This is a genomic window from Nocardioides solisilvae (assembly GCF_003194625.1).
Lineage (GTDB): Bacteria > Actinomycetota > Actinomycetes > Propionibacteriales > Nocardioidaceae > Nocardioides > Nocardioides solisilvae.
The window spans coordinates 224,684-250,467 of sequence record NZ_QHKX01000003.1; the positions used below are offsets into that span (position 1 = coordinate 224,684).

Annotated in this window: 25 protein-coding genes; 9 read left to right on the forward strand and 16 right to left on the reverse strand. The window is 74.3% G+C overall.

Annotation, left to right across the window (positions count from 1 at the left end; translation table 11 throughout):
• Nucleotides 1-73: 73 nt before the first annotated feature.
• The gene (locus DNK53_RS12420; RefSeq protein ID WP_110182657.1) at nt 74-1,465 is read left to right on the forward strand and encodes a zinc-dependent metalloprotease; all 1,392 of its coding nucleotides are present in this window, start codon (nt 74-76) and stop codon (nt 1,463-1,465) included.
• Entirely contained in the window at nt 1,462-2,073 is a 612-nt protein-coding gene (locus tag DNK53_RS12425) for an NUDIX hydrolase (protein WP_110182658.1), read from the forward strand. The genes DNK53_RS12420 and DNK53_RS12425 overlap by 4 nt, the downstream gene beginning before the upstream one ends.
• Here DNK53_RS12425 and DNK53_RS12430 read toward each other — a convergent pair.
• The 3 genes from DNK53_RS12430 to DNK53_RS12440 form a co-directional block, all read right to left on the reverse strand.
• Nucleotides 2,007-2,540: a M48 metallopeptidase family protein gene (locus DNK53_RS12430; protein ID WP_110182659.1), complete on the reverse strand. Its 534-nt coding sequence runs from the start codon at nt 2,538-2,540 to the stop codon at nt 2,007-2,009. The two genes, DNK53_RS12425 and DNK53_RS12430, sit on opposite strands and share 67 nt — an antisense overlap.
• Before the next feature lie 9 nt (nt 2,541-2,549).
• Entirely contained in the window at nt 2,550-3,593 is a 1,044-nt protein-coding gene (locus DNK53_RS12435; RefSeq protein ID WP_239456511.1) for a PHP domain-containing protein, read from the reverse strand.
• Nucleotides 3,594-3,907: 314 nt separating this feature from the next.
• Nucleotides 3,908-4,738 (reverse strand): enoyl-CoA hydratase/isomerase family protein, encoded by an 831-nt coding sequence (locus DNK53_RS12440; protein ID WP_110182660.1) that lies wholly within the window; start codon nt 4,736-4,738, stop codon nt 3,908-3,910.
• Nucleotides 4,739-4,916: 178 nt separating this feature from the next.
• On the opposite strand from DNK53_RS12440, the gene DNK53_RS17830 reads away from it, so the two are divergent.
• Both DNK53_RS17830 and DNK53_RS18395 read left to right on the forward strand, forming a co-directional pair.
• Entirely contained in the window at nt 4,917-5,075 is a 159-nt protein-coding gene (locus DNK53_RS17830; protein ID WP_204163909.1) for a DUF5679 domain-containing protein, read from the forward strand.
• Between the two features lie 123 nt (nt 5,076-5,198).
• Nucleotides 5,199-6,023: a hypothetical protein gene (locus DNK53_RS18395; protein WP_110182661.1), complete on the forward strand. Its 825-nt coding sequence runs from the start codon at nt 5,199-5,201 to the stop codon at nt 6,021-6,023.
• Nucleotides 6,024-6,136: 113 nt separating this feature from the next.
• Here the strand turns inward: DNK53_RS18395 and DNK53_RS12450 are convergent, their stop codons facing one another.
• From DNK53_RS12450 to DNK53_RS12465, 4 genes are all read right to left on the reverse strand, one after another.
• Nucleotides 6,137-6,337, reverse strand: coding sequence for a hypothetical protein (locus DNK53_RS12450; RefSeq protein WP_110182662.1), 201 nt, complete (start codon nt 6,335-6,337; stop codon nt 6,137-6,139).
• 39 nt (nt 6,338-6,376) lie between these two features.
• Nucleotides 6,377-6,667 (reverse strand): WhiB family transcriptional regulator, encoded by a 291-nt coding sequence (locus DNK53_RS12455; protein ID WP_110182663.1) that lies wholly within the window; start codon nt 6,665-6,667, stop codon nt 6,377-6,379.
• Nucleotides 6,668-6,788: 121 nt separating this feature from the next.
• Nucleotides 6,789-6,998 (reverse strand): hypothetical protein, encoded by a 210-nt coding sequence (locus DNK53_RS12460; protein WP_162599919.1) that lies wholly within the window; start codon nt 6,996-6,998, stop codon nt 6,789-6,791.
• A gap of 149 nt (nt 6,999-7,147) precedes the next feature.
• Complete coding sequence (locus DNK53_RS12465; RefSeq protein ID WP_204163910.1) at nt 7,148-9,211, reverse strand: ATP-dependent DNA helicase UvrD2; 2,064 nt, start codon at nt 9,209-9,211, stop codon at nt 7,148-7,150.
• Between the two features lie 160 nt (nt 9,212-9,371).
• On the opposite strand from DNK53_RS12465, the gene DNK53_RS12470 reads away from it, so the two are divergent.
• Nucleotides 9,372-9,617: a mycoredoxin gene (locus DNK53_RS12470; RefSeq protein WP_110182665.1), complete on the forward strand. Its 246-nt coding sequence runs from the start codon at nt 9,372-9,374 to the stop codon at nt 9,615-9,617.
• A 32-nt stretch (nt 9,618-9,649) separates the two neighbouring features.
• Here DNK53_RS12470 and nudC read toward each other — a convergent pair whose 3' ends face one another.
• The 5 genes from nudC to moeZ are packed head-to-tail and all read right to left on the reverse strand — an operon-like array spanning nt 9,650 to nt 19,042.
• Nucleotides 9,650-10,576, reverse strand: coding sequence for an NAD(+) diphosphatase (gene nudC, locus DNK53_RS12475; RefSeq protein ID WP_110182666.1), 927 nt, complete (start codon nt 10,574-10,576; stop codon nt 9,650-9,652).
• Nucleotides 10,577-10,616: 40 nt separating this feature from the next.
• Nucleotides 10,617-13,838, reverse strand: coding sequence for an ATP-dependent helicase (locus DNK53_RS12480; RefSeq protein ID WP_239456512.1), 3,222 nt, complete (start codon nt 13,836-13,838; stop codon nt 10,617-10,619).
• Nucleotides 13,835-17,068: an ATP-dependent helicase gene (locus DNK53_RS12485; protein WP_110182667.1), complete on the reverse strand. Its 3,234-nt coding sequence runs from the start codon at nt 17,066-17,068 to the stop codon at nt 13,835-13,837. Before DNK53_RS12485 ends, DNK53_RS12480 begins: the two co-directional genes overlap by 4 nt.
• Before the next feature lie 46 nt (nt 17,069-17,114).
• The gene (locus DNK53_RS12490; protein WP_110182668.1) at nt 17,115-17,783 is read right to left on the reverse strand and encodes a lysophospholipid acyltransferase family protein; all 669 of its coding nucleotides are present in this window, start codon (nt 17,781-17,783) and stop codon (nt 17,115-17,117) included.
• Between the two features lie 59 nt (nt 17,784-17,842).
• On the reverse strand, nt 17,843-19,042 hold the full coding sequence (moeZ, locus tag DNK53_RS12495) for an adenylyltransferase/sulfurtransferase MoeZ (RefSeq protein WP_110182669.1): 1,200 nt from the start codon (nt 19,040-19,042) through the stop codon (nt 17,843-17,845).
• Nucleotides 19,043-19,299: 257 nt separating this feature from the next.
• Between moeZ and DNK53_RS12500 the strand changes: the two genes are divergently transcribed.
• Nucleotides 19,300-19,947 carry a TetR/AcrR family transcriptional regulator gene (locus tag DNK53_RS12500; protein WP_239456513.1) on the forward strand — a complete coding sequence of 216 codons (648 nt, stop codon included), beginning with the start codon at nt 19,300-19,302 and terminating at the stop codon, nt 19,945-19,947.
• A gap of 47 nt (nt 19,948-19,994) precedes the next feature.
• Nucleotides 19,995-20,213 carry a DUF3107 domain-containing protein gene (locus tag DNK53_RS12505; protein WP_110182670.1) on the forward strand — a complete coding sequence of 73 codons (219 nt, stop codon included), beginning with the start codon at nt 19,995-19,997 and terminating at the stop codon, nt 20,211-20,213.
• Between the two features lie 88 nt (nt 20,214-20,301).
• Here the strand turns inward: DNK53_RS12505 and DNK53_RS12510 are convergent, their stop codons facing one another.
• The gene (locus DNK53_RS12510) at nt 20,302-21,039 is read right to left on the reverse strand and encodes a ferritin-like fold-containing protein (RefSeq protein WP_110182671.1); all 738 of its coding nucleotides are present in this window, start codon (nt 21,037-21,039) and stop codon (nt 20,302-20,304) included.
• 147 nt (nt 21,040-21,186) lie between these two features.
• Between DNK53_RS12510 and DNK53_RS12515 the strand changes: the two genes are divergently transcribed.
• On the forward strand, nt 21,187-22,743 hold the full coding sequence (locus DNK53_RS12515; RefSeq protein WP_239456514.1) for a DEAD/DEAH box helicase: 1,557 nt from the start codon (nt 21,187-21,189) through the stop codon (nt 22,741-22,743).
• Here the strand turns inward: DNK53_RS12515 and DNK53_RS12520 are convergent.
• Nucleotides 22,730-23,497 (reverse strand): ParA family protein, encoded by a 768-nt coding sequence (locus DNK53_RS12520; protein WP_110182673.1) that lies wholly within the window; start codon nt 23,495-23,497, stop codon nt 22,730-22,732. The two genes, DNK53_RS12515 and DNK53_RS12520, sit on opposite strands and share 14 nt — an antisense overlap.
• Nucleotides 23,498-23,559: 62 nt before the next feature.
• Between DNK53_RS12520 and DNK53_RS12525 the strand changes: the two genes are divergently transcribed.
• Nucleotides 23,560-24,324: an SDR family NAD(P)-dependent oxidoreductase gene (locus tag DNK53_RS12525; protein ID WP_110182674.1), complete on the forward strand. Its 765-nt coding sequence runs from the start codon at nt 23,560-23,562 to the stop codon at nt 24,322-24,324.
• A gap of 94 nt (nt 24,325-24,418) precedes the next feature.
• Here DNK53_RS12525 and DNK53_RS12530 read toward each other — a convergent pair whose 3' ends face one another.
• Nucleotides 24,419-25,459: a MaoC family dehydratase gene (locus DNK53_RS12530; protein WP_110182675.1), complete on the reverse strand. Its 1,041-nt coding sequence runs from the start codon at nt 25,457-25,459 to the stop codon at nt 24,419-24,421.
• A 100-nt stretch (nt 25,460-25,559) separates the two neighbouring features.
• On the reverse strand, nt 25,560-25,733 hold the full coding sequence (locus tag DNK53_RS17560) for a DUF5302 family protein (protein WP_162599920.1): 174 nt from the start codon (nt 25,731-25,733) through the stop codon (nt 25,560-25,562).
• Nucleotides 25,734-25,784: the final 51 nt, after the last annotated feature.

The window sequence follows — 25,784 nt, forward strand, 5'->3', positions numbered from 1 at the left end:
CCGGCGGAGCTGCGCCCGGGGCCGGTGGCGGCGACTGGAACGGCGACTGGGGACGGCGAGTAGCCTCGGAGCCATGGACGACACCCCCGGCCGGCCCGGCGAAGGCGACGAGAACCCCTTCAAGGGCACCCCGTTCGAGCAGCTCTTCGGCGCCCTGGGCGGCAACCTCGGCAACCTCGGCAACCTCGGTGCGCTCGGCGGGCTGGGCGGGCTCGGGGGCCTCGGGGGCCTCGGCGCGACCGGCGGTCAGGGCGGGATGCCCGACCTGGCCGCGCTGATGAGCCAGCTCCAGGGGCTGCTGCAGCCCCACGACGGCCCCATCAACTGGGACTACGCCATCGACACTGCACGGAAGACGGCCGCGCAGTCGCCCGACCCGGCGCCCACGCCGGCCCAGAAGGACGCGGTCGCCGACGCCGTGCGGCTGGCCGACCACTGGCTCGACGGTGCCACCGACTTCCCCTCGGGGGTCACCACCGCGACCGCCTGGAGCCGGGCGGAGTGGATCGTGGAGACCACGCCGGTGTGGAAGAAGCTCGTCGAGCCGATCGCCGGCTCGGCCGTCGAGGCGCTCGGCCAGGCGCTCCCCGAGCAGGCCCGCGCCGTGGCCGGGCCGCTGCTCGGGATGCTCGGCAAGGCCACCGGTGCCATGGTCGCGACCCAGGTCGGCCAGGGCGTGGGCGCCCTCAGCAGCGAGGTGTGGGGCGCCACCGACGTGGGCATCCCGCTGGCGGCGCCCGGCCGGGCCGCCCTGCTGCCGGCCAACGTGGCGGCCTTCGCCGACGGGCTGGGGCTGGGGCAGGACGACGTGCTGCTCTACCTGGCGCTGCGCGAGGCGGCCCACCACCGCCTCTTCCAGCACGTCCCGTGGCTCGCCGAGCACCTGGTCGGCGCGATCACCGACTTCGCCCGGGGGATCGAGATCGACACCTCCGGGATCGAGGAGCAGATGCGCGGCATCGACCTCAACGACCCCGCCTCGCTGCAGCACGCCTTCGACGGTGGGCTCTTCGACCTCTCCAGCTCCCCCCGGCAGCAGGCCGCTCTCGAGCGGCTCGAGATCACCCTCGCCCTCGTGGAGGGCTGGGTCGACGAGGTGGTCGGCCAGGCCACCGCCGAGCGGATGCCGGCCGCCGCCCAGCTGCAGGAGGCCGTCCGCCGCCGGCGTGCCACCGGCGGTCCCGCCGAGCAGACGTTCGCCTCGCTCGTCGGCCTCGAGCTGCGACCGCGGCGGCTCCGCGACGCCTCGACCCTGTGGGGCTCGCTGCGCACCCGGCAGGGCCCCGAGGCCCGCGACGGGGTGTGGATGCACCCCGACCTCCTGCCCACGGCGGCCGACCTCGACGACCCGCTCGGCTTCCGCGAGGGCGCCGAGGACGTGGGCCGGATCTCCGAGGAGGAGTTCGACGCCGGCCTCCGCGACCTGCTCGAGGGCGACGGCGGCCCCGACCGCCCGAAGGAGTGAGCCTGCACGCCGACGCGGTCGCCACCCTGGGGTCCTGGACGCCCGGGCAACCCGGCCAGGACGAGCTGCGCCGCCGCTTCCTCGACCACCTCGCGGCCCACCCCGACGGGCTCTCCCGCGACTGCTTCCCCGCCCACGTGACGGCCGGGGTGCTGGTGCTATCCCCCGACCTCGACCGCGTGCTGCTCACGCTGCACCGCAAGGCCCGCCGCTGGTTCCACTTCGGCGGGCACTGCGAGGCCGGCGACCGCACGCTGCGCGGGGCCGCGCTCCGCGAGGGCCTCGAGGAGTCCGGGCTGCCCGAGCTGGCCCTCGACCCCCGACCGGTCCACCTCGACGAGCACGCGGTCCCCTTCTGCGACCCCCGGGGCGAGGTGCGGCACCTCGACGTGCGCTTCACGGCGCTCGCCCCCGAGGGCGCCGCCCACGCGACCAGCGAGGAGTCCCTCGACGTCCGGTGGTGGCCGGTCGACGCGCTCCCCGACGGGGTCGAGGACGAGATGCGCGACCTGGTCCGCCGCTCGCGCGAGCGGTGGGCGGCTCAGTCGACGAGCCCCTCGCTGTCGGGCGGGTCCACCTCGGCGGCCGCCGACCAGCCGAGCAGGTAGCCCCGGGCCCGCTCCGTGCGGGGGTAGCGGTTCACCCAGGCCCAGAAGCTGTCGTCGTGGCCGGGCTCGAGCAGGTGGGCGAGCTCGTGGACCAGCACGTAGTCGATCACCCAGGTCGGCATCCCCTGGAGCCGGGAGGAGAGACGGATCGACCTGTCCCCGGGGCTGCAGGAACCCCAGCGGGTGCGCTGGTTGGCCACCCAGCGCACCGACCCGGGCTGCGCCAGCCCGCCGAAGTACTCGTCGTTGAGCTGGGTGGCGCGGACCATCAGCTGCTCGTCGGAGGGGCGCTTGCGGGCCTCGGAGCGCTCGATCCGCGCGACCATGTCGGTGACCCAGCGCGCCTCGTCCCGCTTCGACATCGAGGCCGGGATCAGCACGACGACCTTGTCGCCGTCGCGGTAGGCCGAGACGGTACGGCGGCGCCGCTTGCTGCGCCGTACCTCGACCTCGCCCCCGCTCGTCATGGCCGCACGCTACTGCTTGGCCCAGGCCAGGAGCCGCTCCCGCGGCCACGTGTTGACGATCCGGTCGGGGTCGATGCCCGCCTGCTCGGCCCGCGCGCACCCGTGGTCGAGGAAGTCCAGCTGGCCAGGGGCGTGGGCGTCGCTGTCGATCGAGAAGAGGCAGCCGAGGTCGCGGGCCAGCTCGAGCAGGGCCGTCGGCGGGTCGCGACGCTCGGGTCGGCTGTTGATCTCGACGGCCACCCCGTGCTCCGCGCAGGCCTCGAAGACCGCGCGGGCGTCGAACTGCGACTGCGGCCTGGTCCCGCGGCCGCCGGTCACCAGCCGGCCGGTGCAGTGGCCCAGCACGTCGGTCCACGGGTTCGCCACCGCGGCGAGCATCCGGCGCGTCATGGCGTCGGCGTCCATCCGCAGCTTGGAGTGGACGCTGGCCACGCGCACGTCGAGCCGCCCCAGCAGCTCGTCGGACTGGTCGAGGGACCCGTCGTCCAGGATGTCCACCTCGATCCCCTTGAGCAGGGTGAAGCCCGTGTCCGCCAGGTGGGCGTTGACGGCGTCGACCACGTCGAGCTGGCGGGCCAGGCGCTCCGCGGAGAGCCCGTGGGCGACCTTGAGCCGCGGCGAGTGGTCGGTGAGGACGAGGTACTCGTGGCCGACCTCGATGGCGGTGAACGCCATCTCCTCGATCGGGGAGCCGCCGTCCGACCAGTCGGAGTGGGAGTGCAGGTCGCCGCGGAGCGCGGACCGCAGGGCGCGCCCCCCGGGTACCAGCGGCCCCGCGTCCCGTTCGAGCGCCGCCAGCCTGGCCGGCCGCTCGCCCCGCCACGCCTGCTCGACCACCCGGGCCGTGCTGGCCCCGATGCCCGGCAGCGTGGTCAGCGTGCCGTCGCGGACGTGCCGGCCGACCTCGTCCTCCCCGAGGGGGAGCAGGGTCGCGGCCGCCGCCCGGTAGGCCTTGACCTTGTAGGTGTCCTCGCGCGCCCGCTCCAGCAGGAACGCGATGCGCCGCAGCGCCGCGACGGGTCCCGCGTCGTACTCGTCCACCTGCTCGTCCACCGTTCTCCCTCCACAGGCCACGCGTCGTCGTCGTGGCTGGTCAGCGGCCTCGGGCACCGCACGAACCGGGCGTGTCCTGCACAGGATCGTCCCAGCCGGGCAGCCGGTTCTCCACCGTCATCCACCGATTTCCACAGGTTCCTCCACAGGCTCGTCCCCACGGGGAGGGGGCAGTGTGGCCGTACCGGTTGACCCGTGCCCCCGCGCCTCCTAGCGTGTGACGCAGATGAGGCCCCCGGCCCCACCTCGGACGCTCGCAAGGGGAAGGCAAGTGTTCCGCGGGAGGGCCGGGGGCCTCCTCTGTCCGGCCCCGGTCAGCGCCCCTCGAACCGCGGGCTGCGCTTCTCCTTCGCCGCCAGGATCCCCTCCTGGAGGTCCACGGTCGCCATGGTGACCGGTTGGGCCAGCGCCTCCCACTGCAGGGCGCTCTCGCGGTCGGCGTGGCCGCCGTCGAGGAGCGCGAGCTTGGTCAACCGGGTCGCGACCGGAGCCGCGGCCGCGACCTGCGCCGCGGTCGCCAGGACCTCGTCGAGGAAGGCGTCGGGCTCCAGCACGCGGCTGACGAGGCCGAGCCTGAGCGCCTCCTCGTCCTGGACGAGGCGCCCGGTGAGGAAGAGGTCACGCGCCGCGGCGAGCCCCACCACCTCGGGCAGCAGGAACGTGCCGGCCATCCCGGGGTGCAGCCCGAGGCGGGTGAACGGGACACCCATCCGCGCCCCCGCCGCCGCGTACCGGACGTCGCAGGCCAGCGCCAGGCACAGCCCGGCGCCGATGGCGGGCCCGTTGAGCGCCGCGATCGTGGGCACCTCCAGCCGACGCACGCCCAGCCAGGCGCGGTAGAACGGCAGCATCCGCTCGCGGAGGCGGTCGACCCCGGCGTCGGGCTCGGAGGCGAGCCAGTCGAGGTTGCCACCGGAGCTGAAGGCGCTGCCCTCGCCCGTGACCACCACGGCACGCACGGACCGGTCGGCGGCCAGCTCGTCGATCACCTCCACCCACGACGCCGTCATCTCGTCGGACATGGCGTTGCGCTGCGCGGGGTTGTCGAGGGTGAGCAGGACGACCCCGTCGGAGGGCCGGTCGACCCGCAGGTGCGGACGCTGGTGGGGGCTGGCGGGGGCGTGGGCGTCGTCGCGCTGGGACATGGGGGCAGGTTACGCAGCCGCACGCCTTCTCGCGCCCCTCGGTGTGCCGCTCACGCCTGAGCGTGCGCGTGGCGTAGGGTTTCCACGGTCCGGGGGCCCTTCCGTCCCCGGACTCCGGCGGGCTTCCCCTGAATCCCCGTCGCGACGACCCAAGAATCTCATAGGCAAGGAGGCCGTCATGGCGGAGACCTGGAGCGGCGAGTTCTACTGCGTGAAGTGCAAGGAGAAGCGCGAGGCGGAGGGCGAGGTCAAGGTCAACGACAAGGGCACCCGGATGGCGAAGGCCGTCTGCCCGCACTGTGGCACCAACCTCAACCGCATCCTCGGCAAGGCGTGATCCACGCCCCCCTGCGGTGAAGCAGCAAGCCGAACGGCGTCGCCCTCGGGCGGCGCCGTTCGTGCGTCCCGACCCTGTGGACGACGGGAGCCGGCCCCGTTCCGGACCTGCCACTCTCGTGCCATGAGCCAGTCCCCCGGGCCCCGCACCCTCCGCCTGCGCCGCGGCGTCCCGGTCCTGGCCCGCAGCTCCCGCCAGATCCAGGTCGGGGTCGACCCCGACCGTCGGGTCCTGGTGCCCCGGTCCCCCGCCGCCGAGCGGTGGCTCGACGAGCTGGCCCACGGAGCCGCGGAGCCCGACGACCCCGTCCTGCAGCCCCTGGTCTCCCGCCTGGTCTCCTCCGGGCTGGTGGTCGTCGAGCCGGAGCAGGCGCACCGGGCGCGCGCCCGGGACGAGGCCCGCACCCGGCTGCTGGGGCCCCCGGGGTGGTGCTCGGAACTCGTGCGGCTCCTGGCCGAGCACGGGCTGACGCACGTCGCCACCGCCGACGAGCCGCTGGACCACCCGCCCGACCTGACGGTCCTCCTGACCGTCGGGGAACCCTCCCGGCAGCTGGTCGACGAGCTCACCTGGGGCGGGGATCCCCTGCTCCTGGCCGCCGCCGTCGACTCCCGGGTCCGGCTGGGCCCCTTCGTGCTCCCCGGGTCGACCGCCTGCCTGCGCTGCCTCGACGCGCACCTCGACGCCGCCGACCCGGCCCGGGCGGTCGTGCCGGAGGCGACCCTGCCGCCGCCGACGCGGCCCGGGCCGGTGGAGCTCTCCGACCTGCTGCTGGCCCACCTGCTGCTGGGCGTCGTGGCCGAGGTCGCCGCCTGGGCGGAGGGGCGGCTGCCGCGCACGTGCTCGGCCACCACCTGGCTCGACGAGGAGCTCGTCGAGGAGCACCGCGAGTGGCGTCGGCACCCGCGCTGCGGCTGCACCTGGGAGGACCTGCTCCTGCCCGGATGACCCCCGGGGGCGGCGGCGGCGCGCTCGTCGCCACGTGGCCGCGGGACCCGGGAACGCCGCCGAGCCGGCCCCGAGGTGCTCGGGACCGGCTCGGTCGGGCGTGCTGCTGCTGCTCAGAGCGCGCGGGCCAGGGCCAGGCGGGCCTGACGGGCCGCCCGCTCCGCCTTGCGGCTCATCCGACGCGCCACCGCGACCCGGTGTCCGCGCCGCATCTCGTGCGCCTCTCCCAGGCGCGCGGCCATTTGCGCGCGTGCCAGTTCTTCGTGCATCAGATTCATGTCGCTGGTCCCGTTCTTGATCGTCTTGCTGCTCATGAAGGTGTGGATGCTTCCTGTGTGTCGGTGACGTTCCGCTCAGGCGGCGACGCCGTCGTCCTGCTGGTTCTTCCGGGGCCGGCCACGCGGCCTCTTGCGGGGGATGACCACGCCCTGGAGGAAGAGCTCCCCGCCCCAGACGCCCCACGGCTCGCGGCGCTCGAGGGCACCGTCGAGGCAGGTCGCCCGGACCGGGCAGGTCTGGCAGAGGCTCTTGGCGGTCTCCACCTCGCCGGGTGACTCCGCGAACCAGAGCTCCGGGTCGGCGGTCCGACACGGTGCCGAGGCCGGGGGCCTGCCGGCCGGGTGGTCGAGAACGCTGACGGTCATGTGCTGTCACCTCCTTCTGCTGACCTGGTCGCTGGTGGACGGGGTGGGTCCGCGGGGAACACAAAGGCCGCGGATCCCGGTGGTGGGATCCGCGGCCTGGAGGCGCCGGCTCTGAGATGACTCAGGAGGTCGGAGGTCTCCAGGCAGTGGTCCCCGGGAGGGCACGCCGGACGGCGTCGGCGACGACGACGTCCTTCACCCACACGCCGAGGTGACGGTCACGAATGACGACACCGGCACCGCAGGCGGCCGCGTGGGCGCCGGCGGAGGTGTGGACGGGCATGCCGAAGGACGGCGTCGAGGCCGTCTTCGTGATGGTGTTCGTGATCATGCGGTCCACCTCCTCAGGTGTGTCGGGCGCCGACCTTGGCGGGGTCGTGGGCGCGCTGCTCGTTGGTACGAGGAGTAAACTAGCGGGCCCCGCGTGTCATGGGCAATCGATTTTCCGGGTCTTACCCAAGTTTTTCTTCCGCAGCGCCCTCAGGCGAGCAGCTGCCGCAGCTCCGTGCCGTACGCCTCGATCTTCTTGGCCCCCACGCCGGCGATCGACAGCAGCTCGGCGTCGGTGGTGGGGCGCTTCTCGGCGATCAGCTGGAGCGTGGCGTCGGTGAAGACGACGTACGCCGGCACCTCGTCCTGGGCCGCCCGCTCCCGGCGCCACTCGCGCAGGGCCTCGAAGAGCTCCTCGTCGTAGGAGGCCGGGCAGTCGGCGCACCGGCCCACCTTCTTCTCCGTGGCCGTGGAGAGCGGACGACCGCACTCGCGGCAGTGCAGCGCGTTGCGGGCCCGGCCGCTGCGCCCGGCGGGGCGGCCGCCCCCCGCCTCGGCGGCCTGCTCCCCCCCGACGACGCCGTCGAGGAACCGCGAGCGGGTCCGGCTGGCCCGCCCGCCCGGGTTCCGCGCCTGTGCCCAGCTCAGGTGGAGCTCGCGCCGGGCCCGGGTCAGGCCCACGTAGAGCAGGCGTCGCTCCTCCTCCACCTCGGCCGGGGACTGCGCGTAGACGATCGGCAGCGTGCCCTCCACGAGCCCGACGAGGAAGACCGCGTCCCACTCCAGCCCCTTGGCGGTGTGCAGGGTCGCGATCGTGACGCCCTCGGCGACGGGAGCGTGCTGCTCGCTCGCCCGGCGGTCCAGGTCGTCGACGAAGGCACCGAGGTCGGGGCCCTGCTGGGCGGCGAACTCCACGGCCTGGTCGACCAGCGCCTGCAGCGACTCCCAGCGGTCCCGGGTCTGGCCGCGCGTCGTGGGCGCCTCGGGCGACCAGCCCATGCCTGCCAGGGTCGCCCGCACCACGTCGACCATGTCGCCGGCCTCGCCCCCACCGGAACGCGCGGTGCCGCGGATCAGGGTGACCGCCTGCCGCACCTCCGGCCGGTCGAAGAAGCGGGCGGCACCGCGCACGACGTACGGCACCCCGCGCGCGGCCAGGGCGTCCTCGAACGCCTCGGACTGGGCGTTGATCCTCATGAGGACGGCGACTTCGCTGGCGGGCGTGCCGGCGGCCAGCACGCGGGACACCCGCTCCGCGACGGCGGCGGCCTCGGCGACCTCGTCGGGGTGGGAGGAGCACGCCACGTCGGGGCCCGCGGGTCGCTGCGCGACGAGGTCGACCCCCTTGCTCGACGTCCCCGCGAGCAGGGCGTTGGCCGCGGCGACGACCTGGGGGGTGGAGCGGTAGTTGCGGACCAGCTCGACGGAGGTCGCGCCCGGGAACCGCGACCCGAAGTCGCGCAGGTAGTCGGCGTTGGCCCCGGCGAAGGAGTAGATGGTCTGCGCGGGGTCGCCCACGACGCAGATCTCGTCGCGCCCGCCGAGCCACAGCTCGAGCAGGGCGTACTGCAGGGGCGAGACGTCCTGGAACTCGTCGACGACGAACCACTTGTACTGGCGGCGGACCTGGGCCGCCACCCGCTCGTCGTCGGCGAGCATCCCGGCGGTGAGGAGCAGGACGTCCTCCATGTCCATCCGGCCCTGGCCCCGCTTGACCTCCTCGTAGGCGTCGTAGACGTGGGCCACTGTCTCCGGGGCGAGGTCGCCCACCTGGCGGCCGCGACGGGGCGCCGTCCGCGGGTAGTCGTCGGCCGAGACGTTGCTGACCTTCGCCCACTCGATCTCGGAGGCGAGGTCGCGCAGCAGCGCCTGGGGCGGGCTCAGCCGCTGGCGCCTGGCCGCGGTCGCGAGGAGTCCGAGCTTGGACTCGACCAGCGTCGGGAGCTCCCGCCCGTGGACCCGGGGCCAGAACCACCGCAGCTGGCGCAGCGCCGCGGAGTGGAAGGTCCGGGCCTGCACCCCGGCGGCGCCCAGGGTCCGCAGCCGGCCGCGCATCTCCCCCGCCGCGCGCGTGGTGAAGGTGACCGCGAGCACCTCGGTCGGCGCGTACGTCCCGGTCGCCACCCCGTGGGCGATCCGGTGGGTGATCGCCCTCGTCTTGCCCGTGCCGGCCCCGGCGAGCACCCGGACCGGGCCCCGCAGCGCCTCCGCGACCCGGCGCTGCTCTGGGTCCAGGGCGGACAGCAGGTCCTCGGGGGTGGGCACGCGCGACATCTCCTCGGGACGGTGGCCAGGCAGGGCGGGAACGACGAGGAGGAGCCTAGACGGCCCCGACGACAGCCCTCCCGGGGAATCGGGGCGGCCGTGGATAGGTTGAGCCGGTCAGGGTCCTTCCGGGGCCCGTCCGTCCCCCGACACCGCAAGGAGCCTCTCGATGGCCAGCTTCACGATGTACAGCACGCCCTGGTGCGGCTACTGCCACCGGCTCAGGAGCCAGCTGGACCGCGAAGGCATCGCCTACGACGTCGTCGACATCGAGCAGGTCCCCGAGGCCGCCAAGATCGTCGAGGAGGCCAACAACGGCAACCAGACCGTCCCCACCCTCGTCTACGCCGACGGCAGCGCCCAGACCAACCCGTCGCTCGCGCAGGTGAAGGCGAAGCTCGCCGAGCTGGGCTGAGCGCCCGGGGCCGCGAGCCGCCGAGCCGGGGCTCACCACCCCGCGGGCAGGGGCCTCCCGAACCAGGACTCGATCAGCGACGAGGAGATGGAGACCGCGCCGGGGACCCGGACCTCGCCGCTGGCCATCCCGGCCGCGAGCTCGTCGCGGGTGAACCACCGCGCCTCCGCGATCTCGGCGCCGTCGACGTCGATCGCGGTGGTCTCGGCGACCGCGTGGAAGCCGAGCATGAGGCTGGCGGGCAGCGGCCACGGCTGGCTGCCGAAGTAGGCGACCTCCCCGACCTGCACCCCGACCTCCTCGAGCACCTCGCGCCGGACCGCGTCCTCGAGGGTCTCCCCCGGCTCGCAGAAGCCCGCGAGGGTCGACCAGCGCCCCGCGGGCCAGGTCGTCTGCCGGCCCAGGAGGAGACGCTCCTGCGACGAGCCGGGCTCCCCGTGCGTGACGCTCATGATCACGGCGGGATCGGTCCTCGGGAACTGGGAGCGTCCGCAGCCGGCGCACCGCAGCTCGTGCCCGGCGGACCGGGCCTCCAGCGACCCGCCGCACCGGGGGCAGAACCGGGTCGCCCGGTGCCACTCCGCCAACCCCACGGCGTGGAAGAGCCACGGCACCTGGTCGACGGCGGCGTCGCCCGCCCCGGAGCCCGCGAGCCCCGCGACCAGCTCCCGGGCGCCCACCCAGCCGTCCTCGTCCGGACGGGGCTCGGCGAGCACGGCGAAGCGGGTCACCCCGTCGCGACGGCCCAGCAGCACCCGGAGGCCCTCGGGTGCCGCGTCGGGCGGCACCCACTCCAGTCCGTCGGCCGTGGTCCGGACCCGGGCGCCGCGCAGGACCAGCACACGGGTCTCCGGGGAGCGCCACTGCTCGTCCAGCCACGCCTCGTCGGTGCGGTGGAGGCCTTCGCGGTTGTGGGCGCGCGAGGAGAGGGCGACGTGCGGGAGCTCGCGGTGGGTCATCCGGCGAGGATAGTGCGCGGGCGGGAGGCTCACGACGGACTCACGACGGCGTCGGCCTGACGAGGCGCTCCAGCCCGGCCCGGTCGGGCAGGTCCTCCGGCTCGACCGTGCGCCCGGTACGGACGTAGTGGAACGCAGCCCGTACCGACTCCAGCGGCACCCCGCTGACCTCGGCCCAGGCCAGGCGGTAGAGCGCCAGCTGGAGCGGGTCGGCGGACTCCGACCTGCTGGTCTTCCAGTCCACGACCAGGAACCCGCCGTCGGGCTCGCGGTAGACGGCGTCGATCCGGCCCCGGACCACCTGGCCCCGGAGCACCAGCGCGAAGGGGGCCTCGACCGCGTGCGGCGCCCGCTCCGCGAACGGACCGGCCTCGAACCGGGCCACGACCTCGCGGAGGTCGTCGCGGTCGTCGATCCCCGCGTCGGCCCGACCGGGCAGGTCGTCGAAGTCCAGCAGCTGCTGCTGCCCGAAGCGCGTCTCGACCCACGCGTGGAACGCGGTCCCGAACCGGGCCTGGGGGGCCGGGGGACGCGGCATCGGCCTGGCCAGCTCACGGGCGAAGCCGTCGGGGTCGTCGCGCAACCGGGCCACGGCCGTGGCCGAGAGGCTCCGGGGCATGGGGACCTCGAGGACCGTGGCCCGCTCCGACCTGGCCTCGGCCAGCAGCTGCTCGAGGTCGGCGTCCCACTCGGCGACCCGCGCGGTCTCGATCATGTCGAGCCCCTCGTCGGGAGCGTCCCGGTCGACCGAGCGCACCAGCTCGGCCGCCGCGAGCCGCCGCTCCGCCTCCCGGCCCAGGCCCGTGGTCGGCCAGGGACGGGCTGAGTCGGCGAGGTCGTACGGGTTGACCGTCCCGCGCTCCGGCCGGTCGAGCCACCGCTCGACCGGGGAGCCGGCCTCCACGAGGTGGTCGCGCACGCACCGCTGGTAGTCGGAGGGACCGAACGGCGTCGAGCGCTGCGCCCAGCAGTGCGAGGTCACCGCCAGGTGGTGGGCCGCCCGGGTGAGCGCCACGTAGCCCAGCCGCAGCTCCTCCTCGGCGTCGTGGGCCTTGGTCCGCGCCCGGTAGTCGTCCAGGGCGGCCTTGTCCCAGCCCTCGAGCTGCGGCTGGTCGTCGGCGTCGCCCCGCAGCCCTCCCGGGATCACCGCCGGCGAGGACGTCCACAGCGTCCGCGACCGGTTGGAGGGGAACCGGGTCTCGCACATCCCCACGCAGAAGACCGAGGACCACTCCAGCCCCTTGGAGCGGTGCACCGTGAGGAGCTTGACCGAGTCGGCGGCGGTCGGGGTCGCCACGTCGAGGCCGTTGCCCTGCTCGTCCTCGGCCGTGAGGTAGGCCAGCAGCGCGGGCAGAGTGACGTCGCCGTCGACCGACTGGAAGTCGGCCACCGCCTTGACGAAGAGGTCGACGTTGTCGCGCCGCGCCTTCGCCGACTCCGAGACCGCGGAGGCCAGCTCCACGTCGACGCCCGTCACGTCGATGATCCGTCGCACGACGTCGAGCAGCGGGTCCCCGACGTGGGCACGGAGCCGGCGGAGCTCGTTGGCCAGGAGGGCGAACCGCTCCACCGCCTCCGGCGAGTAGGCGGCCTCCCCCGGGGACTCCAGCGCGTCGCTCAGCGCCGGCAGCTCGGAGGGGTCCACCCCGTCGGCGATGCCGAGCAGCTGGTCGGCGACGGAGGCGACCTCCGTGCGGCCCCTGGCCCCGGCGATCTCCCCGGCCCGCTCCGCGAGCAGCCGGAGGTCGCGCGGGCCGATCGCCCACCGGGCCCCGGTGAGCAGCGTGAGCAGGGAGGCGTTGGCGGTGACGTCGTGCATGAGCGTGAGCGTCGCGATCACCTCCGCGACCTCGGGCAGCCGCACGAGGCCGGCGAGGCCGACGATCTCGACCGGGATCCCGGCTCCGGTCAGGGCGTCGTAGACCTGCTCCGCGGTGGAGTTGTCGCGGCTCAGGACGCCGATCCCCGACCACGGGGTCCCGGCCTCGTGGACGGCGCGGACCGAGCCCGCCAGCCAGGCCAGCTCGTCGGCGAGGTGCTCGAAGACGTGGGTCTCCACCCTGCCCTCCCCCGCGGCGTCGGCGGCCCGGAGGCGGGCGACCTTGTCGCCGTACCGCTCCAGCAGCGGCTCGGCCAGTCGGTTGGCGACGTCGAGGATCGTCCGGTCGGAGCGTCGGTTGATCGTGAGCTGGAGCCGCAGCGGCGCCCCGTCGTCGGACGGGAACGTCTCGTCGAAGTTGAGGATGTTGGAGACGGACGCGCCGCGCCAGCCGTAGATGGCCTGGTTGGGGTCGCCCACGGCCATCACGGGGTGCCCGAGGCCGGTCTCGGGGGCGGGGCCGGAGAAGAGCCGCGAGAGCATGGTGGCCTGTGCCACCGAGGTGTCCTGGTACTCGTCGAGGAGCACCACCCTGAACCTGCCGCGCTCGGCCGCGCCCACCTCGGGGTGCTCGCGCACCAGCCGCGCCGCCAGGGCGATCTGGTCCCCGAAGTCCATCAGTCCGAGCTCGCGCTTGAGCCGGCGGTAGCCCTCCACCAGGGCGAGCAGCTCGGCCCTGCGGTCGATGGCATTCACCGCCTTGCCCGGCGCCTCCAGGTAGGTCTTGCGGCCCTTGCCCGCCGCCTCCTCCTCGACCGCCTCCCGGAAGCCCCCACGCGCCCGGTCGTCCCAGGCCCGGACGTCGTCGGGTCCGACCAGGTGCTCGCTCATCGCGCCGTCGAGGGCCAGGAGGTTCTGGATCGCCGTGGGCGGGTGGTCGGTGAGGTGCTCGACGCTGCCCGTGAAGCGCTCGACGACGCGAGCGCCGAGCTGGTAGCGGGCCGCGTCGTTGACGATCCGGGTGTCGGGCTCGTGCCCGATCCGCAGCCCGTGGTCGTCGAGGAGGGAGGCGGCGTAGGCGTGGTAGGTCGCGATGGTCGGCTCCAGGACCTCCTCCTGGTCGGGGCCGGGGACCTCGTCGAGCAGACCGGCCGACGACAGCGCCGCGCGCACCCGCTGGCGCAGCTCGGAGGCGGCCTTCGTGGTGAAGGTGAGGCCCAGGACCTCCTCGGGACGGACCCGGCCGGTGGCGACCAGGTAGACCACGCGCTGGGCCATCAGCGTGGTCTTGCCGCTGCCGGCCCCGGCCACCACGACGACCGGCTGCAGCGGGGCGGTGATGGCGGCCCACTGCTCCGCGCTGGGCGCGTGCCCGCCCATCAGGGCCTGCAGGTCCTCCGGCGTCGCGAGCTCGACCACGGGCCTCGGGGTCGTCGGGGTCACTGGGCCACCACCGATCCGGCTCCGCGGACGGGGCAGACCGGGACGAAGGCGCAGTCGCGGCAGTGCTCCCCCGGCGTCGCCGGGAAGGACTCCTCGCGGACCTGGCGGGCCGCCGTCGCGAGGTGCTCGCGCAGGGCCTCCCGGTGGGGCGACTCCTCGGTGTGCACCCCCTGCTGCTGGACCTTCGCCCGCTCGCCCCCGTCGACCAGACCGAGCTGGACGAGCTCGGCACCGGCCGAGCGTGCCTCCGGCCCGGCGAGCTCCGCCACGCCGCCGGCATCCACGGCGTACTGGTAGAGGGCCAGCTGGAGGTTGCGCTCCACCGCGGGACCGGTCGGCGCCGCCCGTCCGGTCTTGAGGTCGACCACGACGACACCGCCGTCGTGGTCGACCTCGACCCGGTCGGCGTAGCCGGTGAGGGTGACGCGCTCCTCCCCCACCTCGACCACCGTGCGGAACGGGACCTCGGTGCCGAGCAGCTTGCGCCCGCCGGACGAGTGCCAGTCGACGAACCGGGCCAGGGCGGCCCGGACCCGGTCGTGCTCGCGCCGTCTCGACCACGGGGTGCGGAAGGCCAGCCTGTCCCAGACGGCGTCGACCTCGGCCATGAGGACGTCGACGTCGGGCGGGAGCTCGTCGCGCGCCACCCGCTCGGCCAGGGCGTGGACGATCTGGCCGAGGTTGGCCGACTGGTGGGCCACCGAGCTCCCCCCGGCCTCGCGCTCCAGGAACCACCGGGCCGGGCAGACCTGCATGCTCTCGAGCATGCTGGCCGAGATCGGGACCGGCTGGTCGGGATCCCGGACCGGGCGCACCGACCGGGAGGCCGCGCGCGTCCCCCACCAGGTGGACGGGTCGGCCGCCGGCACCAGCGGACGCTCGCCGGCACTCTCGGCGGCGAGCCGGGCGAGCCGCCGGGCCGCGGCGTCGCGCAGCGGCGCGGACTGGTCGGGGTCCGCCGCGACCCGGCGCAGCTCGGCGACGAGGCCGCCCAGGGAGAGCGGTCGCGCCGGGCGCCCCTCCTGGTGGCGGGGCTCGGGGCCGAGCTCGTCGAGGAAGCGGGAGGGCTGCTCGCCGTCCTCGTCGGAGGAGCGGACCGCGGTGACGACCAGGCGTCGACGAGCCCGGGTGCAGGCGACGTAGAAGAGCCGGCGCTCCTCCATCAGCAGCTCCCGCGCGCTCTGCGGCGGGACGAGGTCGCCCACCCCCGGGGCGGCTGCGCCGATCCGGTCGGCGCCAAGCAGCGACGAGCGCCGGCGCAGGTCGGGCCAGCCGTCCTGCTGGACGTGGGCGACGACCACGACCTCCCACTCCAGCCCCTTGGAGCGGTGCGCCGTGAGCAGCCGGACCGCGGACCCGCGGACCCCGCGGTCGGCGAGGGTGTCGGCCGGGATCTCCTGGGCGACCAGGCCGGCGAGGAAGTCCGCGATCCCCGTGTGGTCGCGCTGCTCCTCGGCCTTGGCCGCCAGCTCGAAGAGGGCGACGACGGAGTCGAGGTCCCGGTGGGCGCGCCGGGCCGCCGCGCCGCCGGCGTCGACCCCGCGACGCAGCCGCTCGGGCCACCCGGTCCCCGACCACAGGTGCCACAGCACCTCCTCGGCGCTGGCGCGGGAGTCGACCATCTCCGCCCCCGCGTGCAGCAGCCCGGCGAGGGCCCGGACCCGCTGGACCTCCGGCCCCTCCAGCCCGTCGAGCAGCTCGGGACGCACGACCGCGAGCCGCAGCAGCTCCCGGGAGGTGCGCGGCTGCCCCTGGGTCTCCTTGTCGCGGGCGCGCAGGAGCCGCACCAGGACGCGCAGGTCGCCCGCGTCGAGGGCGCCGAGCGGGGAGAGGAGGAGGGACTCGACCCGGCCGGGGTCGAGGTGGCCGGGCGAGTCGGGGTCGTCGTTGCCCAGGTTGAGCACGGCCCGCATCGCGTCGAGCAGGGGCCGGACCGCGGGGTCGCGGACCAGCGGCACCTCGTCGGCCGCCACCTCGACAGGGACGCCGGCCGCGCCGAGCGAGCGGCGCAGCGGCGGGATCGAGGCCCTGCCCGAGCGCACCAGCACGGCCATGTCGTCCCACGGCACGCCGTCCTCGAGGTGCGCCCTGCGCAGGAGGTCGGCCAGGTGCTCGGCCTCGGCGCGCTCGCTGTCGAAGGTCAGGACGTCGACCTTGCCCGGACCGTGCGGCCCGGCGACGGCCTCCGGGTGCAGGAACTCCTCCCGGGCCCGGGCGTCGATGCTCCCCGCGAGCGGCAGCCGGGCGGCCACCCGACCCGCGGCGGTCAGCAGCCGGGGGCCGAACCGGCGGGTCGTGCGCAGCACGACGACCGGCGCGCGGGCGCCCTCGCGGGTCGGGAACTGCGCGGGGAAGTCGAGGATCCCGCGGACCTCGGCGCCCCGGAACCCGTAGATCGACTGGTGGGGGTCGCCCACCACCGTGAGGTCGCGCCCGTCCCCGGCCAGCGCGCGCAGCAGCGCCACCTGGCCGGGGTCGGTGTCCTGGTACTCGTCGACGAAGACGTGGGAGAAGCGGGCGCGGAGCTCGTCGCGGTGGGCCTCGGCCTCCAGCACGGCCCGTCGGACGAGGTCGGCGTGGTCGGTGGCGCCGAGGTTGTCGAGGATCGTGAGGTACTGGTCGAGGAAGAGGCCGGCCGCGACGAGCTCGGGCGCGCCGTGCTCGAGCCCCAGGGCCCGGAGGGCGGGACCGTCGAGCCCCTTCTCGCGCGCCCGGGAGAGCACCGCGTGGACCTCGCGGGTGAAGCCGCGGGTGCCGAGCGCGTGCCGCAGCCCCGGCGGCCAGGCCACCGACTCGGGGTTGTCGACCAGCAGCTCACGGAGGACCACGTCGGACTCCGGGGCCGACAGCAGGCGCAGCGGGGCGTCGTACAGCTCGTGGGGGCTGTGGGCCCGGACCAGCGACAGGGCGAAGGAGTGGAAGGTCGAGCACATCGCGGCCGAGGTGGTCCGCCCCACGCGGGCGGTGACGCGGTCGCGCAGCTGCTCGGCGGCCTTGCGCGAGAAGGTCAGCGCCAGGACGGACGACGGGTCGGCGCCGCGCGCCTCGATCCGGTCGGCGATCGCCTCCACCAGCGTCGTGGTCTTGCCCGTGCCCGGCCCGGCCAGCACCAGGAGCGGCCCGCCGGGGTGGTCGACCACGCGACGCTGGTGCTCGTCGAGCCGGGGCAGCGCCGCACCCTCCTCGGGACGGCCGAGGGTGAAGGTGGTGCGGGACGGGGACGAGCTCATGGCACCAGCCAAGCAGCCACCGCCGACAGGATCGGGGCGGGCACGCTCAGCCGGGCGCGCCGGCGCGGTCGTTGTAGACCCCGGCCGGCTCCTGCCCGCTCAGCCCGGCGATCGCCGCCATGATCCGGTCGGTGGCCTCGCGGCGGGCCCGCCCCGGCGGCACCCCCTCCCGGTGCTCGAAGCGCAGCGGCTCCCCGAAGCGCACCGAGACCTTCGCCAGGCGCGGCAGCCGCGACCCCACCGGCTGCAGCCGCTCGGTGCCGCGCAGCCCGACGGGGACCACCGGGGCTCCCGCGGTCAGCGCCAGGTGGGCCACCCCGGTGCGGCCGCGGTAGAGCCGCCCGTCCCGGCTCCGGGTCCCCTCGGGGTAGATGCCGAACGCCTCTCCCCGCTCCAGGACGGAGAGCGCGAGGTCGAGGCTGTCCAGGGCCGCCCGCGAGTCGTCCCGGTCCACCGGCAGCATGCCGAGGCCCTCGAACCAGGCGCGTCCCAGCGCCCCGCGCAGGCCGCTGCCCTCGAAGTACTCCGCCTTGGCGAGGAAGACCACCTTGCGGGGCACGACCACGGGGATGACCATCGAGTCGGCGAAGCTCAGGTGGTTGCTGGCCAGGATGACCGGCCCGGTGGCGGGCACGTGCTCGAGGCCCACCACCTCGGGCCGCCACACCGCCCGGGCGACGGGCGGCACCAGGCGGTGGAGGACGTCGAGCAGCATGGGTCCATCCTCCCCCACCCCGGGCCGTCCCGGCACGACGGTCGGCCCGGGGCGTCCGGTCAGTACGACGGCTGGCTGGGGTCGACCTGGTTGACCCAGGCCACCACGCCGCCGCCCACGTGGACGGCGTCGGAGAAGCCCGCACCCTTCACCACCGCGAGCGCCTCCGCGGAGCGGACGCCGGACTTGCAGTGCAGCACGACCTGCTTGTCCGACGGCAGCTCCTCGAGCGCCTTGCCGTTGAGGAACTCGCCCTTGGGGATGAGCACCGACCCGGGGATCCGGTTGATCTCGTACTCGTTGGGCTCGCGCACGTCGACGAGGACGAAGTCCCGCGTGCCCTCCTCGCGCTCCTTGAGCATGGTTTCGAGCGTGCCCACCGAGATGGTGGAGCCGGCGGCGGCGTCGGCGGCCTCGTCGGAGACCGCGCCGCAGAAGGCGTCGTAGTCGATCAGCGAGGTCACGGTGGGGCTCTCGCCGCAGAGCGCGCAGCCCGGGTCCTTGCGGACCTTGAGCTTGCGGTACTCCATCTCGAGGGCGTCGTAGATCATCAGCCGGCCGACCAACGGGTCGCCGATGCCCGTGAGCAGCTTGATCGCCTCGTTGACCTGGATCGACCCGATGGAGGCACAGAGCACCCCCAGGACGCCGCCCTCGGCGCAGGAGGGGACCATGCCCGGCGGCGGCGGCTCGGGGTAGAGGCATCGGTAGCACGGCGCGTCGTCGGCGAGCGAGGGCGCGAAGACCGACGCCTGGCCGTCGAACCGGTAGATCGAGCCCCACACGTAGGGGATGCCGAGGAAGTACGCCGCGTCGTTGACCATGTAGCGGGTGGCGAAGTTGTCGGTGCCGTCCACGATCAGGTCGTAGCCGCGGAAGACCTCCATCACGTTGTCGTTGTCGAGGCGGCCCTCGTGCAGCACGACCTCGACCAGCGGGTTGACCTCCTTGACGGAGTCCCGGGCCGACTGGGCCTTGGGCCGCCCGACGTCGGACTGCCCGTGGATCACCTGGCGCTGGAGGTTCGACTCGTCGACCTCGTCGAACTCGGCGATGCCGAGCGTGCCGACGCCGGCCGCCGCGAGGTAGAGCAGGGCCGGGGAGCCGAGGCCGCCGGCGCCGATCACCAGCACCTTCGCGTTCTTCAGGCGCTTCTGGCCGGTCATGCCGACGTCGGGGATGATCAGGTGCCGGCTGTAGCGCCGCACCTCGTCGACGGTCAGCTCGGCGGCGGGCTCCACGAGCGCGGGGAACGACACGGCACAACTCCTGCTTGTCACGGGGGAACGGGCGACCGGCACAACACCGGTCGCCGTCTCGGTGTTCCCATCGTCAGCGTCGCCTCCGGGCGGTCCGAGCCGGTCCCGCCATCCGGACGAGGGGTACTGGTGAGTAGCCCCACCGGCGTAGACACGGGCCGTGACGGGTGGGGGGACGTCGGGAGCACCGGCGCCCGCCGAGCCGAGGGACGTGCGTGGGGGGATAGGCTGCGCCGCGAGAGACGGAGGAGCCAGGTGTGAGCACTGACAGGTACGACGGCGAGGGCCGCCCGCGGGGCGCCCGGATGCCCCGCCGCGAACGGCGTGCCCAGCTGCTGGACTCCGCCCTCGAGGTCTTCGTCGCCCACGGCTACCACTCCGCCGCGATGGACGACATCGCCGAGCGCGCGGGCGTCTCGAAGCCGGTGCTCTACCAGCACTTCCCGGGCAAGCTCGAGCTCTACATGGCGCTGCTCGACGACTCGTGCAACGCCATCACGGAGAAGATCCGGGAGGCCCTGGCCTCCACCCAGGACAACAAGCAGCGGGTGGCCGACGCCATCGCCGCCTTCTACTCCTACGTGGCCAACGACACCGGCGCCTTCCGCCTGGTCTTCGAGTCCGACCTCACCAACGACCCGGCCGTCCGCGAGCGGGTCGAGCGGGTCACCGAGGACGCCGCCTCGAGCATCGCGCTGGTCATCCAGCAGGACACCGGGCTGCCCATGCGCGCCTGCATGCTGCTGGCGGTGGCGCTCGTGGGAATGGGCCAGGTGAGCGCCCGGTTCTGGCTGGCGGACACGGCGGGCGGCGACCCCGAGGACGCCATCAGCCAGAAGGACGCCGCCGCGCTCGTCGCCGCCCTCGGGTGGCGCGGGATCAGCGGCTACCCCAAGGAACAGTGAGGTCGCGCAGCAGCGCGACCCCCCGACGACTCGAGAAGGAGGCCTCCATGGAGGTCAAGATCGGCATCCAGCACGCTGCCCGCGAGGTCGTGGTCGACGTGGACCTCGGCCAGGACGAGGTCGAGCAGCTCGTGCGCACCGCGATCGAGGAGGGCTCGCCCGTCTCGCTCAGCGACGCCAAGGGCCGCCGGGTGCTCGTGCCCGGCGCGCACATCGCCTACGTCGAGCTCGGCGGCGGCGTGACCGGGACCGTCGGCTTCCGCTGACCCGTCACCGGCCCGCCGTACGACGCGCAGAGCCCCGGTCGCCCGTGAGGGCGGCCGGGGCTCCGTCGTGAGGGCGTCGTCGCACGGGTCAGGCGTCGAGGCCCAGCTCGGCCATCCGGGCGGCGTGCCGCTCGGTGAGCCGGGTGAACATCCTGCCGATCGCCGCGAGGTCCAGGCCGGGCCGGTCGATCCCGCCGGCCAGCAGCGCGGTCATCGCGTCCCGCTCCCCCGCCACGCGCTGGCCCTGGGTCAGCGCCTCGCCCATCAGCCGGCGGCCCCACAGCGCGAGCCGGCCCCCGAGCCGCGCGTCCTGGGCGATCGCGGCGCGGACCCGGTCGACCACGAACGCCGAGTGGCCGGCGTCCGCCAGCGAGTCGTCGACGAGCTGCCGCGTCCCCGCGTCCAGGTAGACGGCGATCTCGCGGTAGAAGTCGGCGGCGAGCCCGTCGCCGACGTACGCCTTGATCAAGCCCTCGTACCAGTCGGACGGCGCGGTGTGCTCGTGGAAGTCGTCGATCGCGCGCCGGAAGGGCTGCATCGCGGCGAACGGGTCGGCCCCCAGCTCGGCGAGCCGCTCCTGCAGCGCGACCAGGTGGCCGAACTCCGCGGCCGCCATCCGCGACATCTCGACCTTGTCGACGAGGTCGGGCGCGAGGCGGGCGTCCTCGGCGAGCCGCTCGAACGCCGAGAGCTCGCCGTAGGCGATCGCCCCCAGCAGGTCGACCACGGCCTCGCGGTAGTCGGGGTCCTCGAACGCCGCGTGGTCGAGGCCGGGCCGGTCTCCCCGGACCGGGTCCGGGGCGGCGTCCGGCTGGGATTCAGTCATGCGTGAACCCTACCGATACAGTGGACTCATCCGCGCACGCAGACGTGCGCGTGGGTGGGTGGTCGAGGGGCCACCACCGGCATGTGCGCGGCAGGCCGCAACGTCGAGTCCGCCGCTGGTGCAAAGAACTGCGACGAAAGCGACCTCGTGACCACCTTCCGTGAACTGGGCGTCCTGCCCGCCATCTGCGACGCGCTCGAGCGCGCCGGCATCACCACTCCCTTCGCCATCCAGGAGATGACCCTCTCGGTCGCCCTGATGGGGACCGACCTGATCGGCCAGGCCCGCACGGGCACCGGCAAGACCCTCGCCTTCGGCATCCCGGTGCTGCAGCGCAGCGTCGCCCCGTCCGACCCGGCGTACTCCGACCTCCCCCAGGGCAAGCCGCAGGCGCTGATCGTGGCCCCCACCCGCGAGCTGGCCCTGCAGGTCTCCAACGACCTCCACCTCGCCAGCCAGGACATGGGGCTGCGCGTCCTCACCGTCTACGGCGGGGTCGGCTACGACACCCAGCTCGAGGCGCTCGAGTCGGGCGTCGACGTCGTCGTCGGCACCCCGGGGCGCCTGATCGACCTCGCGAACCGGCGCGCCCTGGACCTCTCCCACGTCCACGCCCTGGTGCTCGACGAGGCCGACGAGATGCTGGACCTCGGCTTCCTGCCCGACGTCGAGCGGCTCCTGGCGATGACCCCCGAGACCCGGCAGACCATGCTGTTCTCGGCCACCATGCCCGCCGCCATCGTCTCGCTCGCCCGCACCCACATGCGGCACCCGATGAACATCCGGGCGGAGTCCTCCTACGAGAACGCCACCGTCCCGGCGACCGCGCAGTTCATCTACCTCGCGCACGACCTCGACAAGCCGGAGATCATCGGGCGGGTGCTCCAGGCCGAGGGCGCGGAGAAGATGATCGTCTTCACCCGCACCAAGCGGCAGGCGCAGCGGGTCGCCGACGACCTGCAGGAGCGCGGCTTCGCCGCGAGCCCCCTGCACGGCGACATGGCGCAGGTGGCGCGCGAGAAGGCGCTGGCCAAGTTCCGCGAGGACAAGGTCAAGGTGCTGGTCTGCACCGACGTGGCCGCACGCGGCATCGACGTGCGCGGCGTCTCGCACGTCGTCAACTACACCTGCCCCGAGGACGACAAGACCTACGTCCACCGCATCGGCCGGACCGGCCGCGCGGGTGCCACCGGCACCGCGATCACGCTCGTCGACTGGGCCGACGTGCACCGCTGGAAGATGATCAACAAGACCCTCGACCTGCCGTTCGAGGAGCCGCTGGAGACCTACTCGACCTCCGAGCACCTCTTCCACGACCAGGGCATCGCCCCCGGCACCAAGGGCCGCGTCGTCGACCCCGCCCCCGTGGAGCGGGCGCCGCGCCAGGGCGGTCGGGACGGACGCCGCGACGGCGGTCGCAGCGGCTCCCGCGACGGCGGCTCCCGCGACGGGGGCTCGCGCGAGGGCGGCTCCCGCAGCCGGAACCGCAGCCGGACCCGGACCCGCAACGGCCAGCCGGTCGAGGCTGACGCTGCCCAGGGCGGGGCGACCGGGACGGCCCCGGCCGCAGCCGGCACCGGCAACGGCCCCGACTCCGGCGGCGCCGCGGCGGGCGACCGCCCGGCGCGCAACCGCCGTCGTCGCCGTCGTCCGTCGGGCGAGGGCGGTCAGGGCGAGGCGCCGGCCACCGTCAGCGCCGACTGAGCAGGTTCCTCGCCACCTCGCGGTAGGCCTTCGCGCCCTTGCTGGTGCGGGCCGTCGCGAGGATCGAGCGACCCGCCGCGGGTGCCTCGGCGAACTTGATCGTCTTGGGCACCGGCGGCTCGATCACGGCCAGGTCGTAGGTCTCGCTGATCGTCTCCAGGACCGTGCGCGCGTGGTTGGTCCGGCCGTCGTACATGGTCGGCAGCACGCCCCACACCTCCAGCCCGCGGTTGGTGAACCGACGTACGTCGTGGACGGTGTCGAGCAGCTGGCCCACGCCGCGGTGCGAGAGCGTCTCGCACTGCAGCGGCACGACGACGGCGTCGGCGGCGGTGAGCGCGGCGACCGTGAGGACCCCCAGGGACGGCGGGCAGTCCAGCAGCACCCAGTCGTGGGCCCTCCCCTCCTCAGCGAGCTGCTCGAGGGCGGCGCGGAGGACGTGCTCGCGTCCCGTCCGGGTGAGCAGGTCGGCCTCCGCACGGGCCAGCTCGATCGTGGCGGGGAGCAGGTCGGGGCCGTCCGGGGTCTCGATCAGCACCTCCGAGGGCGAGAACCCCTTGGCCAGCACGTGGTGCAGGGAGAGCTCGAGGTCCTCGGGGTCGATCCCGAGCGAGAACGTCAGGCACGCCTGGGGGTCCAGGTCGACGAGGAGCACGGACTGCCCCTCCTCGACGAGCGCCGCACCGATCGAGGCGACCGACGTGGTCTTGGCGACCCCGCCCTTCTGGTTGGCCAGCGCCACTGTCGTCGTCATGGGACGACCATGCTGCGCGGGGCCGCTTGCTGCAAGCGCGCCACACCGCAATGCTGTCGCCCATGACTTCTCCGACCGCGCTCGTCACGGGCGCCACCGCCGGGATCGGCCGCTCCTTCGCCCACCAGCTCGCCGAGGCGGGCCACGACCTGGTGCTGGTCGCGCGCGACCGGGCCCGGTTGGAGGACGAGGCCTCGGAGCTCTCCGCCCGGCACGGGGTCACGGTCGAGGTCCTGCAGGCCGACCTGGCCGACCGCGACCAGCTGCGCCGGGTGGAGGCGCGCCTCGCCGACCCCGACCGCCCGGTGGACCTGCTGGTCAACAACGCCGGCTTCGGCCTCAAGGGACGCTTCCTCGACAACCCGGTCGACGCCGAGACCGAGATGCTCGACGTGCTCGTCACCGCCGTCATGCGCCTGAGCCACGCCGCGCTGGGCGCGATGGCCGCGCGGCGCAGCGGCGGGATCATCAACGTCTCGAGCGTCGCGGCGTTCCTGCCGCGCGGGACCTACTCGGCCGCGAAGGCCTGGGTGAACCAGTTCGGCGAGTGGGCGGCTGCGGAGTACCGCCCCCGTGGCCTCACGGTGACGACGCTCTGCCCCGGGTTCACGAAGACCGAGTTCCACGAGCGGATGGACGTGAGCCGTGGCTCCGCCCCCGACTTCATGTGGCTCGAGGCCGACGACCTCGTCCGCCAGGCGCTGAAGGACCACGCCCGCGGCAAGGTCTTCTCGATCCCGGGCAAGCAGTACAAGGTGATCATCGCCGCCACCCGCCTCGTCCCGAACCGCCTGGTCCAGCCCCTGCAGACGCTCGGCCGCAAGTAGGAGCCCGCGAGCAGGAGATAGTCCCCCACATTCTGACCACGACTCGCCGGCCGGGATGGTCAGGACGTAGGGGACTATCTCTCCTGCGCGCGTGTCAGCGGGGGACGAACGCCCAGACGTCGAGGTCGAGAAGCACGCACTCGGCGTACTTGCCGTCGTCGCCGCGCAGGGTCATCGACTCGTCGCGACCCTTCGTCGCGACCAGGCGCAGCCGGAGCGCGCCCACGCCGGGCGCGGAGGTCTCGGCCTTGTCGAGCACCTCGGACCATGCGTGGACGGTGTCGCCCGCGAAGGCCGGGGAGACGTGCGACCCGGCGTTGACCGCGGCCACCAGCTGCGCGTTGGCCAGCCCGTTGAAGGAGAGGGCGCGGGCCAGCGAGATCACGTGGCCGCCGTAGACCAGGCGCCGGCCGTCGGGACGGGCGTCGGTGTTGAAGTGGACCTTGGCGGTGTTCTGCCAGAGCCGGGTCGCCATCATGTGCTCGGCGTCGGTGAGGGTGACGCCGTCGACGTGGTCGATCCGCTCCCCCACCGCGTAGTCGTCGAACCGGTGCGGCTCGCCGGCGGCGGCGAAGTCGTAGTCGGAGAAGTCGAGCCCGTCGGGGACGATCAGGTCCTCGGGGGCCACGGACGCGGCGAGGTCGGGCACGACCGTCTCGGGGGCCGGGGCCTCGGGGTCGCGCTTGTGCACCATCACCCAGCGGCACCACTCGAGGGCGATCTCGTCGCGCTGGTTGGTCGCGGTCGAGCGGACCCAGACCACCCCGGTCCGGCCGTTGGAGTTCTCCTTGAGGCCGATCACCTCCGAGGAGGTGCTCAGGGTGTCGCCGGGGACGACGGGACGCTTGAACCGGCACTCGGCGTAACCGAGGTTGGCCACCGCGTTGAGCGACACGTCGGGCACGGTCTTGCCGAAGGCCACGTGGAAGGCGACGAGCTCCTCCACCGGGTGCGCCGCGAGACCCACCGAGGCCGCGAACTCGGCCGACGAGGGGATCGCGAACCGGGTCGGGTAGATCGCTCCGTACAGCGCGCGGTCGCCCTCGGTCACGGTGCGCGGCGTCGCGTGCTCGATGACCTGGCCGAGGGTGAAGTCCTCGAAGAAGTTGCCGGGGTTGGTCTTGCTGTCGCTCATGCGGCACATCCTGCCGCATGGGCACGCGCCGACGACGCGCCGCCCTCCCCCGTGGTCAGCGTGCGGGAGAGGGCGGGCGGGCCGGTCGTGGAAGGAGGCGTCAGGAGCCGCCGCCGCCCGCCTTCCGGCGGTGCATCTTGGGGGCCGCACCCCCGGCCACCTCGGGGCCGTGGGCCTTCTCGTGGACGGGTCCGTCCTGGTGGACGCCGCGCTTCTGGCTGTTCTTCTTGTCCAGCGCCTCGCGCATCCTGGCCTTGAGGTCGTCGTTCGTCATGTCGGCTCCGTTCCGTGGTGCGGTGTCGATCGGACACCCCACTGTGACACG

Excerpts from the sequence above, each read along its gene's own strand:
- DNK53_RS12420 (WP_110182657.1), top strand. The coding sequence starts at position 74 with ATGGACGACACCCCCGGCCGGCCCGGCGAAGGCGACGAGAACCCCTTC.
- DNK53_RS12430 (WP_110182659.1), bottom strand. The coding sequence starts at position 2,540 with ATGACGAGCGGGGGCGAGGTCGAGGTACGGCGCAGCAAGCGGCGCCGC.
- DNK53_RS12440 (WP_110182660.1), bottom strand. The coding sequence starts at position 4,738 with ATGTCCCAGCGCGACGACGCCCACGCCCCCGCCAGCCCCCACCAGCGT.
- DNK53_RS17830 (WP_204163909.1), top strand. The coding sequence starts at position 4,917 with ATGGCGGAGACCTGGAGCGGCGAGTTCTACTGCGTGAAGTGCAAGGAG.
- DNK53_RS18395 (WP_110182661.1), top strand. The coding sequence starts at position 5,199 with ATGAGCCAGTCCCCCGGGCCCCGCACCCTCCGCCTGCGCCGCGGCGTC.
- DNK53_RS12450 (WP_110182662.1), bottom strand. The coding sequence starts at position 6,337 with ATGAGCAGCAAGACGATCAAGAACGGGACCAGCGACATGAATCTGATG.
- DNK53_RS12455 (WP_110182663.1), bottom strand. The coding sequence starts at position 6,667 with ATGACCGTCAGCGTTCTCGACCACCCGGCCGGCAGGCCCCCGGCCTCG.
- DNK53_RS12460 (WP_162599919.1), bottom strand. The coding sequence starts at position 6,998 with ATGATCACGAACACCATCACGAAGACGGCCTCGACGCCGTCCTTCGGC.
- DNK53_RS12465 (WP_204163910.1), bottom strand. The coding sequence starts at position 9,211 with ATGTCGCGCGTGCCCACCCCCGAGGACCTGCTGTCCGCCCTGGACCCA.
- DNK53_RS12470 (WP_110182665.1), top strand. The coding sequence starts at position 9,372 with ATGGCCAGCTTCACGATGTACAGCACGCCCTGGTGCGGCTACTGCCAC.
- nudC (WP_110182666.1), bottom strand. The coding sequence starts at position 10,576 with ATGACCCACCGCGAGCTCCCGCACGTCGCCCTCTCCTCGCGCGCCCAC.
- DNK53_RS12485 (WP_110182667.1), bottom strand. The coding sequence starts at position 17,068 with ATGAGCTCGTCCCCGTCCCGCACCACCTTCACCCTCGGCCGTCCCGAG.
- DNK53_RS12490 (WP_110182668.1), bottom strand. The coding sequence starts at position 17,783 with ATGCTGCTCGACGTCCTCCACCGCCTGGTGCCGCCCGTCGCCCGGGCG.
- DNK53_RS12505 (WP_110182670.1), top strand. The coding sequence starts at position 19,995 with ATGGAGGTCAAGATCGGCATCCAGCACGCTGCCCGCGAGGTCGTGGTC.
- DNK53_RS12510 (WP_110182671.1), bottom strand. The coding sequence starts at position 21,039 with ATGACTGAATCCCAGCCGGACGCCGCCCCGGACCCGGTCCGGGGAGAC.
- DNK53_RS12520 (WP_110182673.1), bottom strand. The coding sequence starts at position 23,497 with ATGACGACGACAGTGGCGCTGGCCAACCAGAAGGGCGGGGTCGCCAAG.
- DNK53_RS12525 (WP_110182674.1), top strand. The coding sequence starts at position 23,560 with ATGACTTCTCCGACCGCGCTCGTCACGGGCGCCACCGCCGGGATCGGC.
- DNK53_RS12530 (WP_110182675.1), bottom strand. The coding sequence starts at position 25,459 with ATGAGCGACAGCAAGACCAACCCCGGCAACTTCTTCGAGGACTTCACC.
- DNK53_RS17560 (WP_162599920.1), bottom strand. The coding sequence starts at position 25,733 with ATGACGAACGACGACCTCAAGGCCAGGATGCGCGAGGCGCTGGACAAG.